The organism is Exiguobacterium sp. s39, assembly GCF_018618925.1.
GTDB classification, from domain to species: Bacteria; Bacillota; Bacilli; order Exiguobacteriales; family Exiguobacteriaceae; genus Exiguobacterium_A; species Exiguobacterium_A abrahamii.
Map to the genome: position 1 here is coordinate 1,867,052 of NZ_JACSNA010000001.1, position 15,870 is coordinate 1,882,921.

Here is a 15,870-nt window from a genome sequence, read left to right on the forward strand (position 1 = left end):
AACGCTAGTATTGTAAGGAGGTGACGTGGATGGCTTTTCATGAAGCGATGAATCGGATTCGTCAATCCGACACAGCCCCACTCTATATCGGTGGACTGGAAGTGTCCCGTCCGGAAACGGCGGAAGCCTTCTTTCAGCAACAGACAGATGCAATCTTTTTATTCGATGCCTCTGGAACGATCATCTATTTCAATGAACAGTTACCAGACATGCTCGGCTATTCCGCTGAGACGCTCTATGAGCATTTCGCTGTGTTCAATCCGCCTGATCAGATTGAAGCGGTGACTGCCTTTTTCACGCGTGCCTTAAACGGTGAGACCGTTCATTATACGGCGCAAGGACTTCATGCTGACCAACACCGGGTCACATTAAAGATCACGAACATGCCAGTCGAACAAGACGGACAAGTCATCGGTGTCTACGGAGTCGCACGCGATATCACACGTGAAAAACAACTCGAAGAAGATGTCTCGTCGATTCGTTCTCAACTTGAACTGACGGAACAGATTCCGGAACTCGTCGTCTTTCACTTCGACGTCAACACACAAACAATCGAGTTTTCTCCCGCTTTATTGCATTTTCTAGGTCTTTCAGAAGTCAACGCGACGACGCTTGACCAAGGACAGTTATTTAGTCGGATTCATCCACGTGACTTCGATCCGCTCCGGTTCGAGATGGAACGTTTGATTGCGGGTGAAAAGGAACGTTTTGAAATGGAAGTCTCCCTGTTGACCGCTGACGATACCTATCAGCTGTTGCGCTTGAAAGCCTTTCATCGTCCACATCATCCAGATCATCTATCGGTCGTCCTCTATGATTTATCGGAAGTCGACGAAGCGCGACGTCAACTCGTCACGGAACGGGCACAGGCACGTGAAATCTACGAAGCCGTTAATGCCGCGATCTCACAAATCGACTTGTTCTCGGGACGAATCCTCTTTCACTCACAAGGTTTCCTGCACATCTTTGAAGAATTGCCGCAGGATTTAATTCTTAGTCGTGAGTGGTTGTTTGAACGGTTGGACGTCCGTGATCACGCGGCGATGAAACAGTTCATTAGACGGTTAGTCGACGGTCAGGCGGGTACGATCCAGTATCGTCTTCACTTCCCGGATGGTCGCGTCAAATGGATCGAGGACCAACAGATCCCGGTCTTCCAACTAGACGGCACGATTGCTTACACAAATAGCATCATGCATGACATCACGCTTCAAAAAGCGTACGAGGAACAATTAAGGCAGCTTGCTTTGCGTGACGCCGTGACACATCTGCCGAATCGGCAAGCACTCATCGAGACGATTGACGCGTGGCAAGAAAAGAATCAATCGTTCTTCGTCCTCACTGTCTCCTTCAACCGGATCGCTGAGATCAACAACGCCTTCGGACACGGTTCCGGTGATCAGTGGCTACAAGGAACGGCAGCCTTATTACAACAAACAAAACCGGACGAGACGTTTCTCGGGCACCTTGGTGGCGATGAGTACGCCTTGCTCGTACCGACGAGCTATAAACAGGACGTGACGACATGTGCTGAGGCACTACTCGACTTATCGGAAACACCGATCTCGATCGAACCGTATGCCTTGTTCGCGCGAATCTCGGTCGGGGTCAGCCGATATCCGGAAGACAGTACGGACGCTGTCGAATTATTGAAGCATTCCTATACCGCCTTACGTCGCTCACGTCGTGAAAACCACAGCGCGATGCACCACTACGCATCGAATCTTGATATCGATTACTACCGACGCTATCGTCTTGAGCAGGACTTGCATTATGCGATTGAGCGTAATCAACTGTTCCTCGAATATCAGCCGAAAGTCGATAGCTGGACCGGAAAAATCGTCGGTCTCGAGGCATTGATTCGCTGGCAACACCCGGAATGGGGACGCATTCCCCCGAACGATTTCATTCCGCTTGCTGAAGAGAGTGCCTTACATGTCGCAATCGGGGACTGGGTCGTCGAGACGGCGTGTCGTTCGATGCAACACTGGAAAGCAACAGGCGCAGAGCTCGTTCCGATTTCCGTCAACGTCTCACCAAAACGATTCTTGATTCCTGGTTTTGAACATCATATCGAGCGGATGCTATCGACGTATCAGCTCGCACCTGAATTACTTGAACTCGAAATCACGGAAGCGGCCTTGATCATGGATGACCCGATGACGAGTCGGACGCTTGAATACGTCAGTCGGATCGGCGTTCGGATCGCACTCGACGACTTCGGGAAAGGCTATTCCTCGATGGTCTATCTGCAACGGTATCCGATCAACGTCATCAAGATTGATCGACAGTTCGCAACCCACATCACGGATGACGCCAAAGCCCAAGCGATCGTCAAAAGTATTCTCTACATGGCAGGTGAGTTCAATCTAACGGTCGTCGCAGAAGGCATCGAGACACTTCGTCAGCTCGATACGTTCCGGACGCTCAATTGTCCGAGTATCCAAGGCTACCTGTTTAGTCGCCCGGTGCCAGCGGACGTCATGGAATCGTTCCTCTTGCGCGAGATCTTGTATCCGATCGAAGCCTGTTCCTTGTCGAGCGATACGGTTCCTCGCTTCTCTGTCTCAGGAAAGGTTCGCATGTTAACGCATCATGAACGACCATTCGAACTTCCTTTTTCGGACATCGAAGCCCATCAGACGAGTACGCGGGCGCTCTACTTTTCAACGAAGACACCGTTACCGTTGTCGGATGCGACGTTTGAGGTTCGCTTAAGTGAAGGATTACAACTCGTCACGTGTACGGTGACGATCACCGGACAGGAAGATGAACAATATATCGGCGAATACACGAATCCGACAGAAGCGGAACAGATCATGCGGTTCTTCCAGTCGTTACGTTATCGCCCTTGATCTCTCCACGAAGACGTTCACACACGTCTTCGTGCTTTTTTGTTATAGTAATCGTAAAGCGTTTTACTTCTGAAGGGAGGAATGGCATGCAGTCACCACTACCTACGAAACATCATCGCCGCTCTACGAAAGGTCAGCTCTTTCGACGATTATTGATGCTGACGATCGGTGCCATCATCTTCGCGCTTGGACTGAAAGGATTCCTTGTTCCAAATAACATCATCGATGGTGGAATCGTCGGGATCTCGATCATCGGCTCAAAAGTGACCGATACGACGCTCGCCTTATGGCTGTTCTTCTTGAACATCCCATTCATCTTCTTTGGCTACAAACAAATCGGAAAAACGTTCGCCCTGTCGACGTTATATGCCATCTTCGTCATGGCGATCGCAACAAAACTCCTCGAGCACATCGGTCCGCTGACGAGCGTGGATTTGCTCGCGACCGTCTTCGGTGGCTTGATTCTTGGAATCGGCGTTGGCATCGTCATCCGCTCGAGTGGATCACTCGACGGAACCGAGATTCTTGCTGTCTCCTTCAGCCGCTCAACGCCGTTTTCAGTCGGTGAGATCGTCATGTTCTTCAACGTCTTCATCCTCGGCGCCGCTGGCTTCGTCTTCGGTTGGGACCGGGCGATGTACTCGTTGATCACCTATTTCGTTGCCTTCAAGACGATTGATGTCGTCATCGACGGACTCGATCAGTCGAAGAGTGTCTGGATCATTTCGGAGAATTACGAAGAGATCGGTCTTGCAATCATGGATCGACTAGGTCGAAGCATGACGTACTTAAACGGAGAAGGTGCCTTCACCGGCGACGGTAAAAAAGTCATCTTTTGCGTCATCAGTCGCCTCGAGGAATCAAAACTCAAAGACATCGTCCGTGACTTCGATGAACAAGCCTTCATTGCGATCGGCAACATCCATGATGTCCATGGCGGTCGCTTCAAGAAAAAAGATATCCATTAACCGAATGAAAGGAAGGAACACGGGTGTGGAAAAAACATCGTAAGAAAATCATCGGTGGCGTGATCGTCATCGTGACGCTTGCTGTCATCGTCGTCATCGGGATTTCCGGTTATGTCGGCTCCTCGTTGACGCAACCGGAACGAGAAGCCTTGACGACGACACCAAAGAAAGCGGAAGGACTCGACTATGAAGACGTCACCTTCCGCTCCTATAAAGACCGGACACGTTTGTCCGGCTGGTGGATGCCAAGTGAGGATGCAAAACTGACGGTCGTCTTCGCCCACGGTTACGGCAAGAACCGGGAGCAAGAAGATGTTCCGATCTTCCCGTTATTCAAGAAGTTCCACGACGCGGGCTATAACGTCCTGACATTTGATTTCCGCGGGTCCGGTGAATCGGACGGAAAACGTGTCACAGTCGGTGCAAAGGAACAAGATGATTTGCTGACGGCCGTTCGCTACGCGAAGTCACGGTCTTCAAAACCAGTCGTCCTCTACGGTATCTCGATGGGCGCTGCAACATCACTCGTGACCGCTCCAAAGGCGGACGTCGTCGGCGTCATCGCCGACAGCCCGTTTAGCGATCTCGAGAACTATCTCGCAACGAATCTGCCTGTCTGGAGCGGATTACCGAACTTCCCGTTCACCCCGATCATCCTGGAGATCACGCCACCTCTGACAGGCCTCAATCCAGAACGGGTGAAACCGATTGAAGCGGTTCGACGGATCGAGTATCCGATCCTGTTGATCCACGGGAAGGACGACGATGCGATTCCGGTCACGGAAAGCATGAAGATTCAAAAGGCGGCACCGCGCTCCGAGCTCTACGTGACGGAAAATGGTGGACACGTCCAGTCGTATGCGCACGACCGGAAAGCATATGAAGAGAAAGTCATGACGTACTTGTCAGATCTGCATTGATGAAAGGAGATTGACATGCAACAGTTATCGTTGTTCCTGACCTTTTTCGTCGCACTGATAGTCATGACAATCGGACTGCTCGTCTCCCGCTGTGCCGGCTATCGTTTACCGTACGGACGAACGATAGCCTTGATTTGGACCGGCTCTGCCCTAATCGGACTAGCTCTTTACTTATTACGTTAAACGAACAGCCGCTCGCTTCCTTGACGGAAACGAGCGGCTGTTGTTTGTGCTTATCGTTTTAGTACGGCAGCGCCGACAATCTTCAAGACTTCCGGACGACTGAGTTTCTCTTTCCCTTTTGCAAGGGCATCCAGCGTTCCATGTGCGAGTGCAAGTGGAATGTGACAGAATTCATAAATCGTCGTCTCCTTCGGAATGGACGCAAGGTAAGCATCGGCTTCTGCGAGATTCTCGCGCGCATAAGCAAACATCGTATCCGTCGTCCAACCAGGTGGGAAGTAACCGACACCACGCTCCGCATCCTCCTGTTGGTTACGCAGGATGTTGACGGCTTGTAAACCACGACCAAATCCGATCGCTTGCTGTTTATCAGTGACGATACCAGCCTTCCAGTACCAGATGTCGGATAACATGACACCGACGAGTCCGGCGACATAATACGTATACTCGTCAAGATCCGCTTCCGTCTCGACCGTCCAGTCACGCTCTGCCCAGACAGCCATCCCTTCTGCCATCTCCGCCGTCGAATCGAGGACCTTCGGACGAATTGCGGCCGGACAATAGGCGATCCACTCCGGTAGACGGAGTGTCACTTCCGGTAGGTGCGCCGTGTAGGGCGCAATCAACTCGAGATAGGTCGTAGCGGAGAACGTGCCCCGCATCAATAACGCTGTCTCGCGAAGCAACATCGTCTTGACGTCCGTCGCCAAGTCCTCATGGTCTTCAATCTCATCGATGGCACGCATGCATAGATAAGCAGCACCGACCGCTTCCTGTAAGTCTTGCGATAGTCGACTAATCGGGATATAGAAGGTGCGACTCGTCGCTTTTAATACACGGTTCGCGTCTTTTTTCAGCTGCTTCGTCTCATTCATTCCTGACAACTCCCTCTTTGGCTCAAAAGGTTTCTTTTCTCTTCATTACTATACACGATTCAACGCGTTTCAGCATTTGTTTCATGATAAGAAAGACTCCCTTTGCAGCACATTCGGGCAAAGGGAGTCTTTTCGTCCTCGTTTAAAGCGCATCGTTCATTAAAAAGATACGTTCCGATGACATTCAAATGGAATCATTTTTCCTGTTGTTTCAAGAGTTGTCCAATCAATCCAGTACTACGGGACGCTTCCGTATTCTCCTCTTGGATCGACAAGTAGACTTCCTTCCGGTGGATATCAACTTGCCGTGGCGCCTTGATACCAATCTTGATTTGATCGCCTTCGATTGCAAGAATCGTCAGTTCGATGTCGTCACCGATTTGAATCGCTTCTCCCGTCTTTCGTTTAAGTACGAGCATCAGCGACCACCTACTTCCGTCAGACTACCGATCAGATGACGATTCGTGTATGAATCGTCTAGGATGATTTGTTTTGCGAGCCGTTGTTTTGTCTCCATGACGAAAGGTGCTCGTAAGTTCGTCGTCGACGTCGTGAACGGATCCCGTAATGTGACCGTCGTATAAACGGCGACTTGCGCCGTATCCTCGATTCCGAGTTGCTCTTTTGCTGCCTCCGGTAACTCGAAGACATATTCCGGATCAATCCAGAACGGGTTCGTCACGACGAAGGCACACTCCGGCTGATCAATCGATTGAAACGACCAGAACGGGACCCCTTCTCCGAACGGGAGCAAGATGAATCGTTTTGCTTCCGGAAAACCTGGTAATTCGGACGCGAAGGTGATGATTTCCGTCTCGTCAATCGTAATGGTTCCAAAAAAATCCGTTTCGATCTGCATGTCGTTATCCTTCCTCATCGAATATGCCGCCAACCGGCCACATATTCAGTTGATTTTGTTCTTGTAGATAAATGTCGACCTGACCTTCTTTCACAGTCAGTTCCGGTCGATGCGTTTCAACATCGATTTTCGGACGATTCGCGGTATAACTTAGTCGCACCTCAGCCGGTGTATAGGTCGTCTTGACTCGATCGAGGCTCCGCGGAATGAATCCGAGGGTCGTCACTTCAGCAGGTGGTGTATCATCGGCTTTCGCAATCCGCGCGACAGTTCCACCGCCCTGCTCGATCCGCATCAGTTGATCGCCTTCAGAGGATCGTCTCGCAACAGCTTCCTGCCCTTTTTGTCGTCCATAAGTAGCATACTGCCGAACGGATTCGAGCGCAGGAACGCGCCCCATCTCGATCCAGGCTTGCGTCGAATCGATCTCAAGGCGCGCCGCGACGGTTTCAATCGATAGTTCCCCACGTGGTTGTTCGATCGACAGGGAGGCAGGTGTCTGCTTCTGCTCGATTTGCGGACGCGTGATGTTCATCCCGATTCGTGCCGCCGTCTGACGTATTTCAAGATGCGGAAGATTCATCTGCCTTCACCCCTTATCGTAGGAAATCGAGTAATGTCGGCTGAATGATTCGTGCCCCGGCGCTGAGTGCTGCGCGGTGTAACGTCTCGTATGACTTCAGCTCCATGATGACTTTTTCCGCCTCAATGTCTTCGTTATCCGACATGACCGTCTTCGCGATGATTTCCTGATCCTCGAGCCGTGATGTGTTCAAATCCATCCGGTTGACCCGTGCCCCAAGATCAGCACGTGTCTCGACCGTTCCATTGACCATCTCATCGATATCTTTCAACATCCCGGATAAGGTAGCCCCGTTGTTATCAGCGTTCGTTCCAAGTGCATCATAGACTTTTTTCAACGTTTGGAACGTTTCCGGTCCAAAGACGCTGAGTGGTGAAATGTTAACTTGGACTTCGATACCAGAAGAAACTTCATATTTGATGGATTCCGTCTCCTTACCTGTCGGATCACCATCCGTGAAGACACCGTCAACAGGACCAGTTGTACTCGCTAAGTAATCACGCAATCCGTCCATCGAGACGAATGCCGTATCCGTCTTCGTTCCGTTGAAGATGCCTTTTTCATTGTATTTCGTATTCGCGAGCGTCCCAATGTGTTCAATCAATTGACCGACTTCGCTCTGGATCGCTTTACGTTGTGTAGCATCATACGTATCCGTCGCCGCTTGTGTCGTCAACTCACGAATCCGACTCATCGCTGATGTGACTTCGTTAAGGGCAGAATCCGTCAAGTCCATCCAGCCCGTTGCTTCGCTGGCATTTTTCTTGAACTGTTCGACTTCTCGTACTTCCGTCCGGTAACGCACGCCTTGCATCGCAACGACCGGATCCTCAGACGGACGTTGAATCTTCTTCCCACTGATCAATTGTTCCTGAAGCGTGCTCAAGCGCTGATAGCTTGAGGATAAGTGCCCGATATTCGTTTTCGTCAACATCGTTTGTGTTACTCTCATCTATTCATCACCGTCCTACGAGTCCCATACCGTTGATGATTTTATCAAGCATCTCATCGACGGTCGTAATATTTCGTGCTGCTGCATTATAAGCGTGTTGATACTGAATCATCATCGTCATCTCTTCATCGATCGAGACGGCAGACATCGACATGCGGCGCTGATCCGCACTTTCCATCAAGACAGCAGCACTCTTACCAAGGCGTCCGACCTGATCGGTCGAGACCGCCATATCGCCGATGACGTTTTGATAGAACGAGCCGATCGTCGTCGTCGTTTTCGACTCCGTGAATTCGATGCTCGCTGTCTTCATCTTCGCCAGTTTCAATGCCCCTTGACTATCCCCGATGTTACCGTCCGTCGACGTCGCGATGTTATCAAGACTAGCCTTGATGTCCGAACCGACGGAGATCGTTGCTGCCGTGATGTCACCGCTTGTTGATGCGAAGAAGGCATTTGATCCCGCTGTACCATCTTTCTTCAAGTTCGTCGCATGCGCAGCGTTAAAGGCATTCGCGAATGTCTTTGCCATCTCATTGAGTTGACTTTCCATCTTGACGTATTCCCCGACGGCTTTTCCGTCTCGCTCTTGCCCGTACATCTCAATTAGTCCTGATAAACGTCCTGTTGAGAAGCCGCCGAGCTGATCGAACGTATACGTCTGTGTCTCAGACTTAAAGCCGGTGTACAGTCCCTGTTCGTTCGTCGTGAACGTCAGTGTGCCCGCTTTCGGTAAATCGGAGTCGACAGCAAGCAGCTTGTCCCCGTTCGGAAACTTGATGTTGACGTCGATGCGCCCTTCCGCATTGCGCAACGCATTCCCCATCTGTCCTGTTTCGATCGCCTGAGCATCTACTGTCACTTTTTCGAAATCGACATATTGAGCAAGCTCATCAAAGTAACGATCTCGTTCATCGTAGAGTGCGTTTGGTAAAGCACCAAGCGGTTCGACAACGTGGATTTCCGTATTGATGTTATGGATTTTTTGTAAGAGGTCGTTGACTTTTTTCGTCGAGACCTCGATTTCACTTTTTAAGTCTGTTTTGACTTGATTGATCGCTTTTGCCATGTAATTGAAGGTCTGCGTGAGAGTCTCCGCCTTTTGTCGGACGACACTGCGTGCACCTGAATCTTGCGGATTCGTCGACAAGGTCTGGAGTGATTCCCAGAATCCATCGAATGCTTTTGCAAGACCGGTGTCAGACGGTTCATTGATGATATCTTCCATCCGTCCGAATGCCGCTTGTTTCGTACCGTAGTAGGACACCTTCGTCACTTCATCCCGGTACTGCTTATCGAGCATGACGTCGCGAATTCGCTCGAGCATTTCTCCGCGGACTCCGGTTCCGACTTGTCCATTTCGTCCAGATCCAAGTGAAATCGAAAGTTGTTCCGTTGTTCCCATGACGAGACGCTGACGAGAGAATCCTTCCGTGCCGGCGTTCGCAATGTTATTTCCAGTCGATTGCAGAGCCCACTGGTTCGTCGTTAATGCCCGACGTCCTGTCTCAAGCCCCATGAAAGTCGATCCCATCCGTATTCCTCCTTACGCGTTTCGATTGAAGTGTGTCTGGTTCAGTGCGGACTGTCCATATGTGAAGTCGTCCGCTTCTGGAATTAAGAGTTGGAGATGCCAATCCAAATAATGCAGGGATTGCTCTAGCAACTCCGCGTTTAGTGTGTTGAGCTGTCGCAATTGACCGATCGTCTGCAACAACGTTCGGAGTGAGTCGACATCTTCCGGATGCGTCGCGATCCATTCCGTCATCGTCACGCTCCCCATCAGTGCGAGCCGCTCTTGTTCTAGCCCTTCGATCCGTTTGATATGTACGGGTTCTTCTTTAACGATTTCAGACAAACGACGCATGTCATTTGCAATCAAGACTTGCTTCTTTTCTTCTGCGAGCGCAAGTAAATGAGCATGCGCTTCGTTAAGCTGATTGATGAGTTGCATTCGGTTTCTCCTTCCGAATTGAAAAGGTTCCATTCATATAAAAAACGACCCGCGCATCCGTGCCCCGAGTCGCCTCCATTGTCTACGATGTCCAACTTACAGGTTCAAGAAACGTTCCGCGATTTTTTTCGCATCCGGTTTATAGGTTCCATCCTGGATCGCCTGTTTGAGGGATTCAATCTTTTCAGTCCGTGACGACTGTGTCTCGTTGAAACGCGCACGCGCTTCTGTAGAGATACTGACTTCGTCCGGACGATTCGTACGTTGGTTTTTTGTTCCTTCTACTGATTGAGTTCTTTCGTACGTTTTGGGCATGTTCACCCATTTCGTAGAATCAATTCGCATGTGAACACCTGCTTTCTAGACTACAAGATTCTTAGTTCAAGTCCGATACGTCCTTGGTTTCGAAGAGTCAGAAGAGTCAAGCATCGCCTGGGCGAGGTCACGTCGTAAACGATCACGACATGCGGCACAAATCGTGCCTTCACGGGAGGGCTTCCCGCAACTCTCACACATGATTTCCATTTGGGAAATCTCGGAGATCAATAAGCGCCCTTCCTTGATGTAACGGAAGACGGTATCTCGACTAACACCCGTTCCGATCTCGACATCTTTAGGTGAAGTCCGGATTTTTCGTCGTTCTCGCAGAAATTCGCGTACCTTCTCAAAATCCGTATGATCCTTTCGTATGCAATCAATACACAGTTCTGAAGATTGACGCACGACTAACTTCCCGCAAGATTTACAATTGATGACATCCATTTCCTTCACCTCACATAGAGTATCGGCAGGAATGTTGCTTTCTTAAACACTTCGAAATAAAGTTACAGCAGAAATTTCTTTCGCTCCCGCTTCCTTGAGTCGAAACATCGCTTGGCGAAGCGTCGCACCTGTCGTATAGACATCATCGACAAGTACGATGTTCTTTCTTTTGACGTCACTCGTTACACAAAACGGATTGCTACGCGCAAGTCGCGCTTGTCGTCCTACCTTGCTTTGTTCTGGACCATCCAAACGACTTAAACACGGAGCGATCTTTCCGCGCATCCGACGTGCGATCAGCTCTGCTTGATTGAAACGGCGGTCTGAGAGACGTTCCGCGCTTAACGGAATCGGCACAAGAACTGCTTGCTTGATTTTTACCTTCTTCAAGTCATCGGTAAACATCTCAAGCAACGCACTATCACCGAGAAACTTGAAGCGATGCATGAACTCCTTCGCTGCATCATTGTATAGATAAAGAGGTACTGTTTGGAGCGTCAGCCCTTGCCTTCGCCATTCTGTGCAGTCTGAACAGCACACTGGACCCGGCTTTCCACAATCGATGCATTCCCCTCTTTTTACAAACTTTATTTTACAGGTCGGACAGGTCACTTGCCTAGTCCAGAGATTTCCGAGTTCCCAACTAGGTAAATAGACCTCTTGACAGAATAGACATCGATTCATGGTCGCACAGCATTTGCTTTCTTGATGTGATGGATCGCTTCGTACATCGCATCACTCCGGTCATTGGCGCAAAATAAAATGTCACCATCCGGGTATGCCGACGACCGTCCGACTCGTCCGCTGATTTGAATCAGGGCTGCCGTACTGAATCCTTGATCCGCATCAAGAATCGCGACTTGAACGTTTTCGATCGTCACACCCCGCTCAAGAATCGTCGTCGTCAGTAAGATTCCTGTCGACTGTCGAAAACGCTGGACCTTCTCGACTCGTTCCGAGTCTGCGGCATGGACGGTCTCGACATTATAGCCCGCTGTCGCGAATCGATTTTGCCATCGCTCGAGCTCCGCGATCCGTGAGACGAAGACGAGCCGTGGTACAGCGCTATAACGCGCCAACCAATCGAACACGATCTGTTCGCTATACGGTACGACGAGCTTTGGGACTGGTAACGGATAGCCATGATAGCGTCGCATCAGCCGAACCGTCGGAAACCGTCGATGCCAAAACGAAGGGGTGGCACTCAATAAAATCAGCGCGGCATCTTTCGTCATCGCGCGCTTGACGTATCGATGTAACGTCCGGTCGAGCCGGTACGGAAACGCATCGACCTCATCCAAAAACACGACGTCAAAACAATTCCGGTAATGAATCAATTGATGTGTCGTACTGACCGTGATGTCCCCCAGCTCAAGACGGTCCGACGAACCACCGTACAAGGAGACGATGGAAGCGTCAGCGAATGCCCGCTTCAAATGTCCCGTCAATTCCCGGACGACGTCTGCCCGTGGTGCTGCGACAAGCACACGGCGTCCGCTAGCGAGAGCGTCTGCGATTCCCGGGAAAAGCATCGGTGTCTTCCCGGCACCACACACGGCATGAACGAGAAGCCGTTTGTTAGTTAGAACCGTTCGTTGGATCGCTTGAGCAACACGTAGTTGTGCCGGCGTCAACGTCAATGGTCCATGTTGTGCCGGTGTCACCGGATCAAGTGCCCGCTGATCCGTCACGAGTCGTCCACAGCTTCGTAGTTTGCCGTAAGCGAGACATTTCCGACAATAATAACAGGCTTTACCACATGTACAGTCCCCTCGCACTGGAAGCGCGCCACATCGTTGGCAACGCCATGTCACGGCTGGTCTGAATCGGTATGTCACTTGTGGTGTGTCGATCCATTCAACAGGTACGAGTCGTCCTCGAAGATCCATCGTCATCTCTCCTTTTCTGTTTCGTCTCTTTCTCGCGGACGTCCGTCATCTCCTTGTGAGCGTTCCACTACTCAACTTGAGCTTTTGACTCGCAGAATTCGAGGTAACGTCATGCGGTACGGTTTCAACAGGCGTTTCCATATAGTCATCCATGATTTTTGAGGATTTTGACAAAACAAAAGCAGCAGGTATCCTCATGAAGAGAATCCCTACTGCTTGCGCTCTTATCTTATTCTGCTGCGTGATACCATGTGACACCGATTGCCCCTGGTCCGAGGTGTGTACCGATGACAGGTCCAAAGACACTCATCTCGATGCGTGCCTGCGGGAAAAGTGCCTTCAGTTCAGCAATCTCTGCTTCTGCTTTCGCAGAATCCTCGGCATGGATGACACCGATGACATAACCGGTACCGTCACCGCGAATATCTTCCTTCATCATTTCCTCAATCCGATTGACTGCCCGCTTAAACGTTCGAATCTTTTCAAACGGAACGATTTTTCCATCAACGAAATGAAGGACCGGCTTGATTTTCAGGAACGAGCCGACGAATGCTTGCGCGACACTCAAACGTCCTCCACGCTGGAGGTGTTCGAGATCGTCGACGACGAAATAAGCTCGAATCTGTTCCTTTAACGTCTCAAGACGCTGGACGATCGTCTCTGCCGTCGCTCCTGCATCTCGCAAACGAACGGCTTCTTGGACGAGAAACGCTTGCGGCATACAGGAAATACGTGAATCGACTGGATGGACGTTGACATGATCCGCCATCATGTTGATCGTATGTAACGCTTGGTACGTTCCGCTGATCCCACTTGATAGTGTAATACCAATGATATCCGTTCCTTCTGGCAACTGCTCGAACGACGACACGAGATCACCGATGTTCGGTTGTGAGGTCGTCGGGAGACTGCCCGTCTGGATGCGTTCATAAAATTCCGCTACCGAGATATCGAACCCTTCCCGGTAGGCGTCACCGTCGAAGATGACACTAAGTGGTGCGACGTGCACTTGATGTTCTTCACAATAGGTAGTTGGCAGATAGGCTGTGCTATCCGTTAAGATCACAATCTGGCTCATCCGTGAATTTCCTCGCTTTTATAGTTCCGTCGTGACGCTGCCAAATGTGACACGCCACAATCGCTTTTAAGTGTAGCATTTTTTACTGGATAAAAAAAGAAAGACGGAAGCGGGAGCTCCTGTCTTTCAAGATATTAAACGACGACCCATCCACGACGGATTGATTCGACGACAGCACCGGTCCGGTCCGGCACATTCATCTTCCGGAGGATCGATGAAACGTGGTTCTTGACCGTCTTTTCACTGATGTATAACGTATCACTGATCGCACGGTTCGAGAAACCGTCCGCTAACAATTGCAAGACTTCACATTCGCGACGCGTCAAGACGTGGAGTGGTGCTTCCGCGACTCGTTTTTCAACAGGTTGTGACGCCATCGTTTGTTTCATCTTCATCAAACGACGATATTCCTGCAATAAGTTCGGTGTGACTTTCGGGTGGACGTATCCGCCTTCGCGGTACACGGAACGAATCGCATTGACGAGTTCATCCGTCGCCATTTCCTTTAAGAGGTAACCGACTGCACCTGCACCTAAGGCGTGCATGACATACGTCTCATCATCATGAATCGATAAGATGATGACACGCACGTCCGGATAGACTTCCATCAGACGTTTTGTTGCTTCAACACCGTTGACTTGCGGCATGTTGATATCCATTAAGACGATATCCGGTTGATGGGTTTCGACGAGCGAGATGACTTCTGCTCCGCTTTCCCCTTCCGCTACGACGACGAACTCTTCTTCGAAATCAAGAATTCGTTTAACGCCTTCGCGGAATAACTGATGATCGTCGACGATGACTACTTTCACTTGCTCGTTGTTCACAGTGTTTCCCCTCTCGCTTCGGATTCCTCGATTGGAATCTTGACCTTGATGACCGTACCTTTTCCGGGCTGCGTCTCGATATCGAATTCACCATCGATCAATTCGATCCGTTCACGCATACCAACGAGTCCAAATGACTCGTCGCACGATGCGACGATGGAATCGAAATCAAATCCAACGCCATTATCCTTTACATGGATTCGTACGGAATGTTGATATTGTTCTATGATAATACGAATGTCACTCGCTTTGGAATGCTTAACTGCATTTTGGACGGCTTCTTGAACGATTCGGAAGACGGCAACTTCATACGTCGAATCGATCCGTTCACCGCCTCCTAGATAATTGAAGTGAACCGGAATATTCGAAATTTCTTGAATATGGCGAAGATAACGTTCGAGCGTTGGAACGAATCCGAGATCGTCAAGCGTCATCGGACGTAAATCGTATATGATACGGCGGATATCGGCAAGTCCATCCCGAATCAACGTCCGTAAACGGTGAATCTCTTCAAAAGCTGCCTCTGCCCCATTATGCTGGTGAATCTTTTCAATCAAATCAGCCCGGATCAAAACGTGGGCAAGCGTCTGCGCCGGACCATCGTGCATGTCGCGCGACAAGCGGCGGCGTTCATTTTCGGCGGACTGGAAGACTTTTAGACCCATCTCCTGTTTTTGCATCGCCTTTTCATATTTTTCATTCATCATCTGCATATCGTCCGTCAAGAAGTTGAGGACGACCGAGACACGTCCAATCAATTGATCTGCCCGTTCAATCGTCTCATCGAGCTGAATCAGTCGGCGTTCGAGCTCATCGCGGCGCTTTCGGCAATTCATCTCATCTCGTTGATTGATGAACGATTCGAGTTGTAACGCGTTCGCTGTCTCGTAGGCCGACCGGACATCCTGTTCCGAGTAGCTGTCGAAGTTCTTACTGACGACGACGAGTCGCGCCTTTGCATCCTTGATATGGCGTTCGAGTCGTTCTGCTTCTTTTATATAGTCGTGCACCCGAATTTTCAGGTCGCGCAGTTCTTGCTGGATTTCGGCATATTGTTCGCGAGAACTTTCCGTGATCCGGACGATTTCTTCCCGACTCTCTTCTACGACGCCGATGATGTTCTGTACGATATCATTCAAGGATAGCCGCTCCCTCATCTCATTCG

General features: G+C 50.2%; 18 protein-coding genes. 4 read left to right on the forward strand and 14 right to left on the reverse strand.

The window, feature by feature from the left end; all coding sequences use genetic code 11:
* The first annotated feature begins 29 nt into the window (after window positions 1-29).
* The 4 genes from KNQ11_RS09785 to KNQ11_RS09800 all read left to right on the forward strand — a co-directional run bounded on the left by KNQ11_RS09785 (window position 30) and on the right by KNQ11_RS09800 (window position 4,926).
* Window positions 30-2,855 carry a sensor domain-containing protein gene (locus KNQ11_RS09785; protein ID WP_149427789.1) on the forward strand — a complete coding sequence of 942 codons (2,826 nt, stop codon included), beginning with the start codon at window positions 30-32 and terminating at the stop codon, window positions 2,853-2,855.
* Window positions 2,856-2,941: 86 nt separating this feature from the next.
* The gene (locus tag KNQ11_RS09790; protein ID WP_035410093.1) at window positions 2,942-3,823 is read left to right on the forward strand and encodes a YitT family protein; all 882 of its coding nucleotides are present in this window, start codon (window positions 2,942-2,944) and stop codon (window positions 3,821-3,823) included.
* 23 nt (window positions 3,824-3,846) lie between these two features.
* On the forward strand, window positions 3,847-4,743 hold the full coding sequence (locus KNQ11_RS09795) for an alpha/beta hydrolase (protein ID WP_149427790.1): 897 nt from the start codon (window positions 3,847-3,849) through the stop codon (window positions 4,741-4,743).
* Between the two features lie 15 nt (window positions 4,744-4,758).
* Entirely contained in the window at window positions 4,759-4,926 is a 168-nt protein-coding gene (locus tag KNQ11_RS09800) for a hypothetical protein (protein WP_214771321.1), read from the forward strand.
* Between the two features lie 50 nt (window positions 4,927-4,976).
* Here KNQ11_RS09800 and KNQ11_RS09805 read toward each other — a convergent pair whose 3' ends face one another.
* The 14 genes from KNQ11_RS09805 to KNQ11_RS09870 all read right to left on the reverse strand — a co-directional run bounded on the left by KNQ11_RS09805 (window position 4,977) and on the right by KNQ11_RS09870 (window position 15,862).
* A complete protein-coding gene (locus tag KNQ11_RS09805; protein ID WP_029342526.1) occupies window positions 4,977-5,801 on the reverse strand; it encodes a squalene/phytoene synthase family protein in 825 nt (274 codons plus the stop codon).
* Between the two features lie 194 nt (window positions 5,802-5,995).
* Window positions 5,996-6,220 (reverse strand): carbon storage regulator CsrA, encoded by a 225-nt coding sequence (gene csrA / locus KNQ11_RS09810; RefSeq protein ID WP_029342527.1) that lies wholly within the window; start codon window positions 6,218-6,220, stop codon window positions 5,996-5,998.
* Window positions 6,220-6,660: a flagellar assembly protein FliW gene (gene fliW, locus KNQ11_RS09815; RefSeq protein WP_244290058.1), complete on the reverse strand. Its 441-nt coding sequence runs from the start codon at window positions 6,658-6,660 to the stop codon at window positions 6,220-6,222. Before fliW ends, csrA begins: the two co-directional genes overlap by 1 nt.
* Window positions 6,661-6,664: 4 nt before the next feature.
* Entirely contained in the window at window positions 6,665-7,243 is a 579-nt protein-coding gene (locus KNQ11_RS09820; RefSeq protein WP_214771327.1) for a DUF6470 family protein, read from the reverse strand.
* A gap of 13 nt (window positions 7,244-7,256) precedes the next feature.
* Entirely contained in the window at window positions 7,257-8,195 is a 939-nt protein-coding gene (gene flgL / locus KNQ11_RS09825; RefSeq protein ID WP_064299389.1) for a flagellar hook-associated protein FlgL, read from the reverse strand.
* Between the two features lie 7 nt (window positions 8,196-8,202).
* Window positions 8,203-9,729 carry a flagellar hook-associated protein FlgK gene (flgK, locus tag KNQ11_RS09830; protein WP_029342531.1) on the reverse strand — a complete coding sequence of 509 codons (1,527 nt, stop codon included), beginning with the start codon at window positions 9,727-9,729 and terminating at the stop codon, window positions 8,203-8,205.
* 12 nt (window positions 9,730-9,741) lie between these two features.
* The gene (locus KNQ11_RS09835) at window positions 9,742-10,149 is read right to left on the reverse strand and encodes a flagellar protein FlgN (RefSeq protein ID WP_058705005.1); all 408 of its coding nucleotides are present in this window, start codon (window positions 10,147-10,149) and stop codon (window positions 9,742-9,744) included.
* A gap of 96 nt (window positions 10,150-10,245) precedes the next feature.
* Complete coding sequence (gene flgM, locus KNQ11_RS09840) at window positions 10,246-10,494, reverse strand: flagellar biosynthesis anti-sigma factor FlgM (RefSeq protein ID WP_047393186.1); 249 nt, start codon at window positions 10,492-10,494, stop codon at window positions 10,246-10,248.
* A gap of 36 nt (window positions 10,495-10,530) precedes the next feature.
* Window positions 10,531-10,911, reverse strand: a complete 381-nt coding sequence (locus KNQ11_RS09845; protein WP_029342533.1) for a hypothetical protein — start codon at window positions 10,909-10,911, stop codon at window positions 10,531-10,533.
* Between the two features lie 42 nt (window positions 10,912-10,953).
* A complete protein-coding gene (locus KNQ11_RS16820) occupies window positions 10,954-11,358 on the reverse strand; it encodes a ComF family protein (RefSeq protein WP_251139649.1) in 405 nt (134 codons plus the stop codon).
* A 233-nt stretch (window positions 11,359-11,591) separates the two neighbouring features.
* Window positions 11,592-12,800, reverse strand: coding sequence for a helicase-related protein (locus KNQ11_RS09855; RefSeq protein ID WP_214771333.1), 1,209 nt, complete (start codon window positions 12,798-12,800; stop codon window positions 11,592-11,594).
* Window positions 12,801-13,029: 229 nt separating this feature from the next.
* Complete coding sequence (locus tag KNQ11_RS09860) at window positions 13,030-13,878, reverse strand: DegV family protein (RefSeq protein WP_214771336.1); 849 nt, start codon at window positions 13,876-13,878, stop codon at window positions 13,030-13,032.
* 134 nt (window positions 13,879-14,012) lie between these two features.
* Window positions 14,013-14,705: a response regulator gene (locus tag KNQ11_RS09865; RefSeq protein WP_029342537.1), complete on the reverse strand. Its 693-nt coding sequence runs from the start codon at window positions 14,703-14,705 to the stop codon at window positions 14,013-14,015.
* The gene (locus KNQ11_RS09870; RefSeq protein ID WP_230088503.1) at window positions 14,702-15,862 is read right to left on the reverse strand and encodes a sensor histidine kinase; all 1,161 of its coding nucleotides are present in this window, start codon (window positions 15,860-15,862) and stop codon (window positions 14,702-14,704) included. Before KNQ11_RS09870 ends, KNQ11_RS09865 begins: the two co-directional genes overlap by 4 nt.
* Window positions 15,863-15,870: the final 8 nt, after the last annotated feature.

Coding starts and splice junctions, on each gene's coding strand:
- flgL (WP_064299389.1), bottom strand. CDS start 8,195: ATGAGAGTAACACAAACGATGTTGACGAAAACGAATATCGGGCACTTA.
- KNQ11_RS09860 (WP_214771336.1), bottom strand. CDS start 13,878: ATGAGCCAGATTGTGATCTTAACGGATAGCACAGCCTATCTGCCAACT.
- flgM (WP_047393186.1), bottom strand. CDS start 10,494: ATGCGAATTGATTCTACGAAATGGGTGAACATGCCCAAAACGTACGAA.
- KNQ11_RS09835 (WP_058705005.1), bottom strand. CDS start 10,149: ATGCAACTCATCAATCAGCTTAACGAAGCGCATGCTCATTTACTTGCG.
- KNQ11_RS09845 (WP_029342533.1), bottom strand. CDS start 10,911: ATGGATGTCATCAATTGTAAATCTTGCGGGAAGTTAGTCGTGCGTCAA.
- fliW (WP_244290058.1), bottom strand. CDS start 6,660: ATGCAGATCGAAACGGATTTTTTTGGAACCATTACGATTGACGAGACG.
- KNQ11_RS09790 (WP_035410093.1), top strand. CDS start 2,942: ATGCAGTCACCACTACCTACGAAACATCATCGCCGCTCTACGAAAGGT.
- KNQ11_RS09800 (WP_214771321.1), top strand. CDS start 4,759: ATGCAACAGTTATCGTTGTTCCTGACCTTTTTCGTCGCACTGATAGTC.
- flgK (WP_029342531.1), bottom strand. CDS start 9,729: ATGGGATCGACTTTCATGGGGCTTGAGACAGGACGTCGGGCATTAACG.
- KNQ11_RS09870 (WP_230088503.1), bottom strand. CDS start 15,862: ATGAGGGAGCGGCTATCCTTGAATGATATCGTACAGAACATCATCGGC.
- csrA (WP_029342527.1), bottom strand. CDS start 6,220: ATGCTCGTACTTAAACGAAAGACGGGAGAAGCGATTCAAATCGGTGAC.
- KNQ11_RS09805 (WP_029342526.1), bottom strand. CDS start 5,801: ATGAATGAGACGAAGCAGCTGAAAAAAGACGCGAACCGTGTATTAAAA.
- KNQ11_RS16820 (WP_251139649.1), bottom strand. CDS start 11,358: ATGCATCGCTTCAAGTTTCTCGGTGATAGTGCGTTGCTTGAGATGTTT.
- KNQ11_RS09785 (WP_149427789.1), top strand. CDS start 30: ATGGCTTTTCATGAAGCGATGAATCGGATTCGTCAATCCGACACAGCC.
- KNQ11_RS09855 (WP_214771333.1), bottom strand. CDS start 12,800: ATGGATCTTCGAGGACGACTCGTACCTGTTGAATGGATCGACACACCA.
- KNQ11_RS09820 (WP_214771327.1), bottom strand. CDS start 7,243: ATGAATCTTCCGCATCTTGAAATACGTCAGACGGCGGCACGAATCGGG.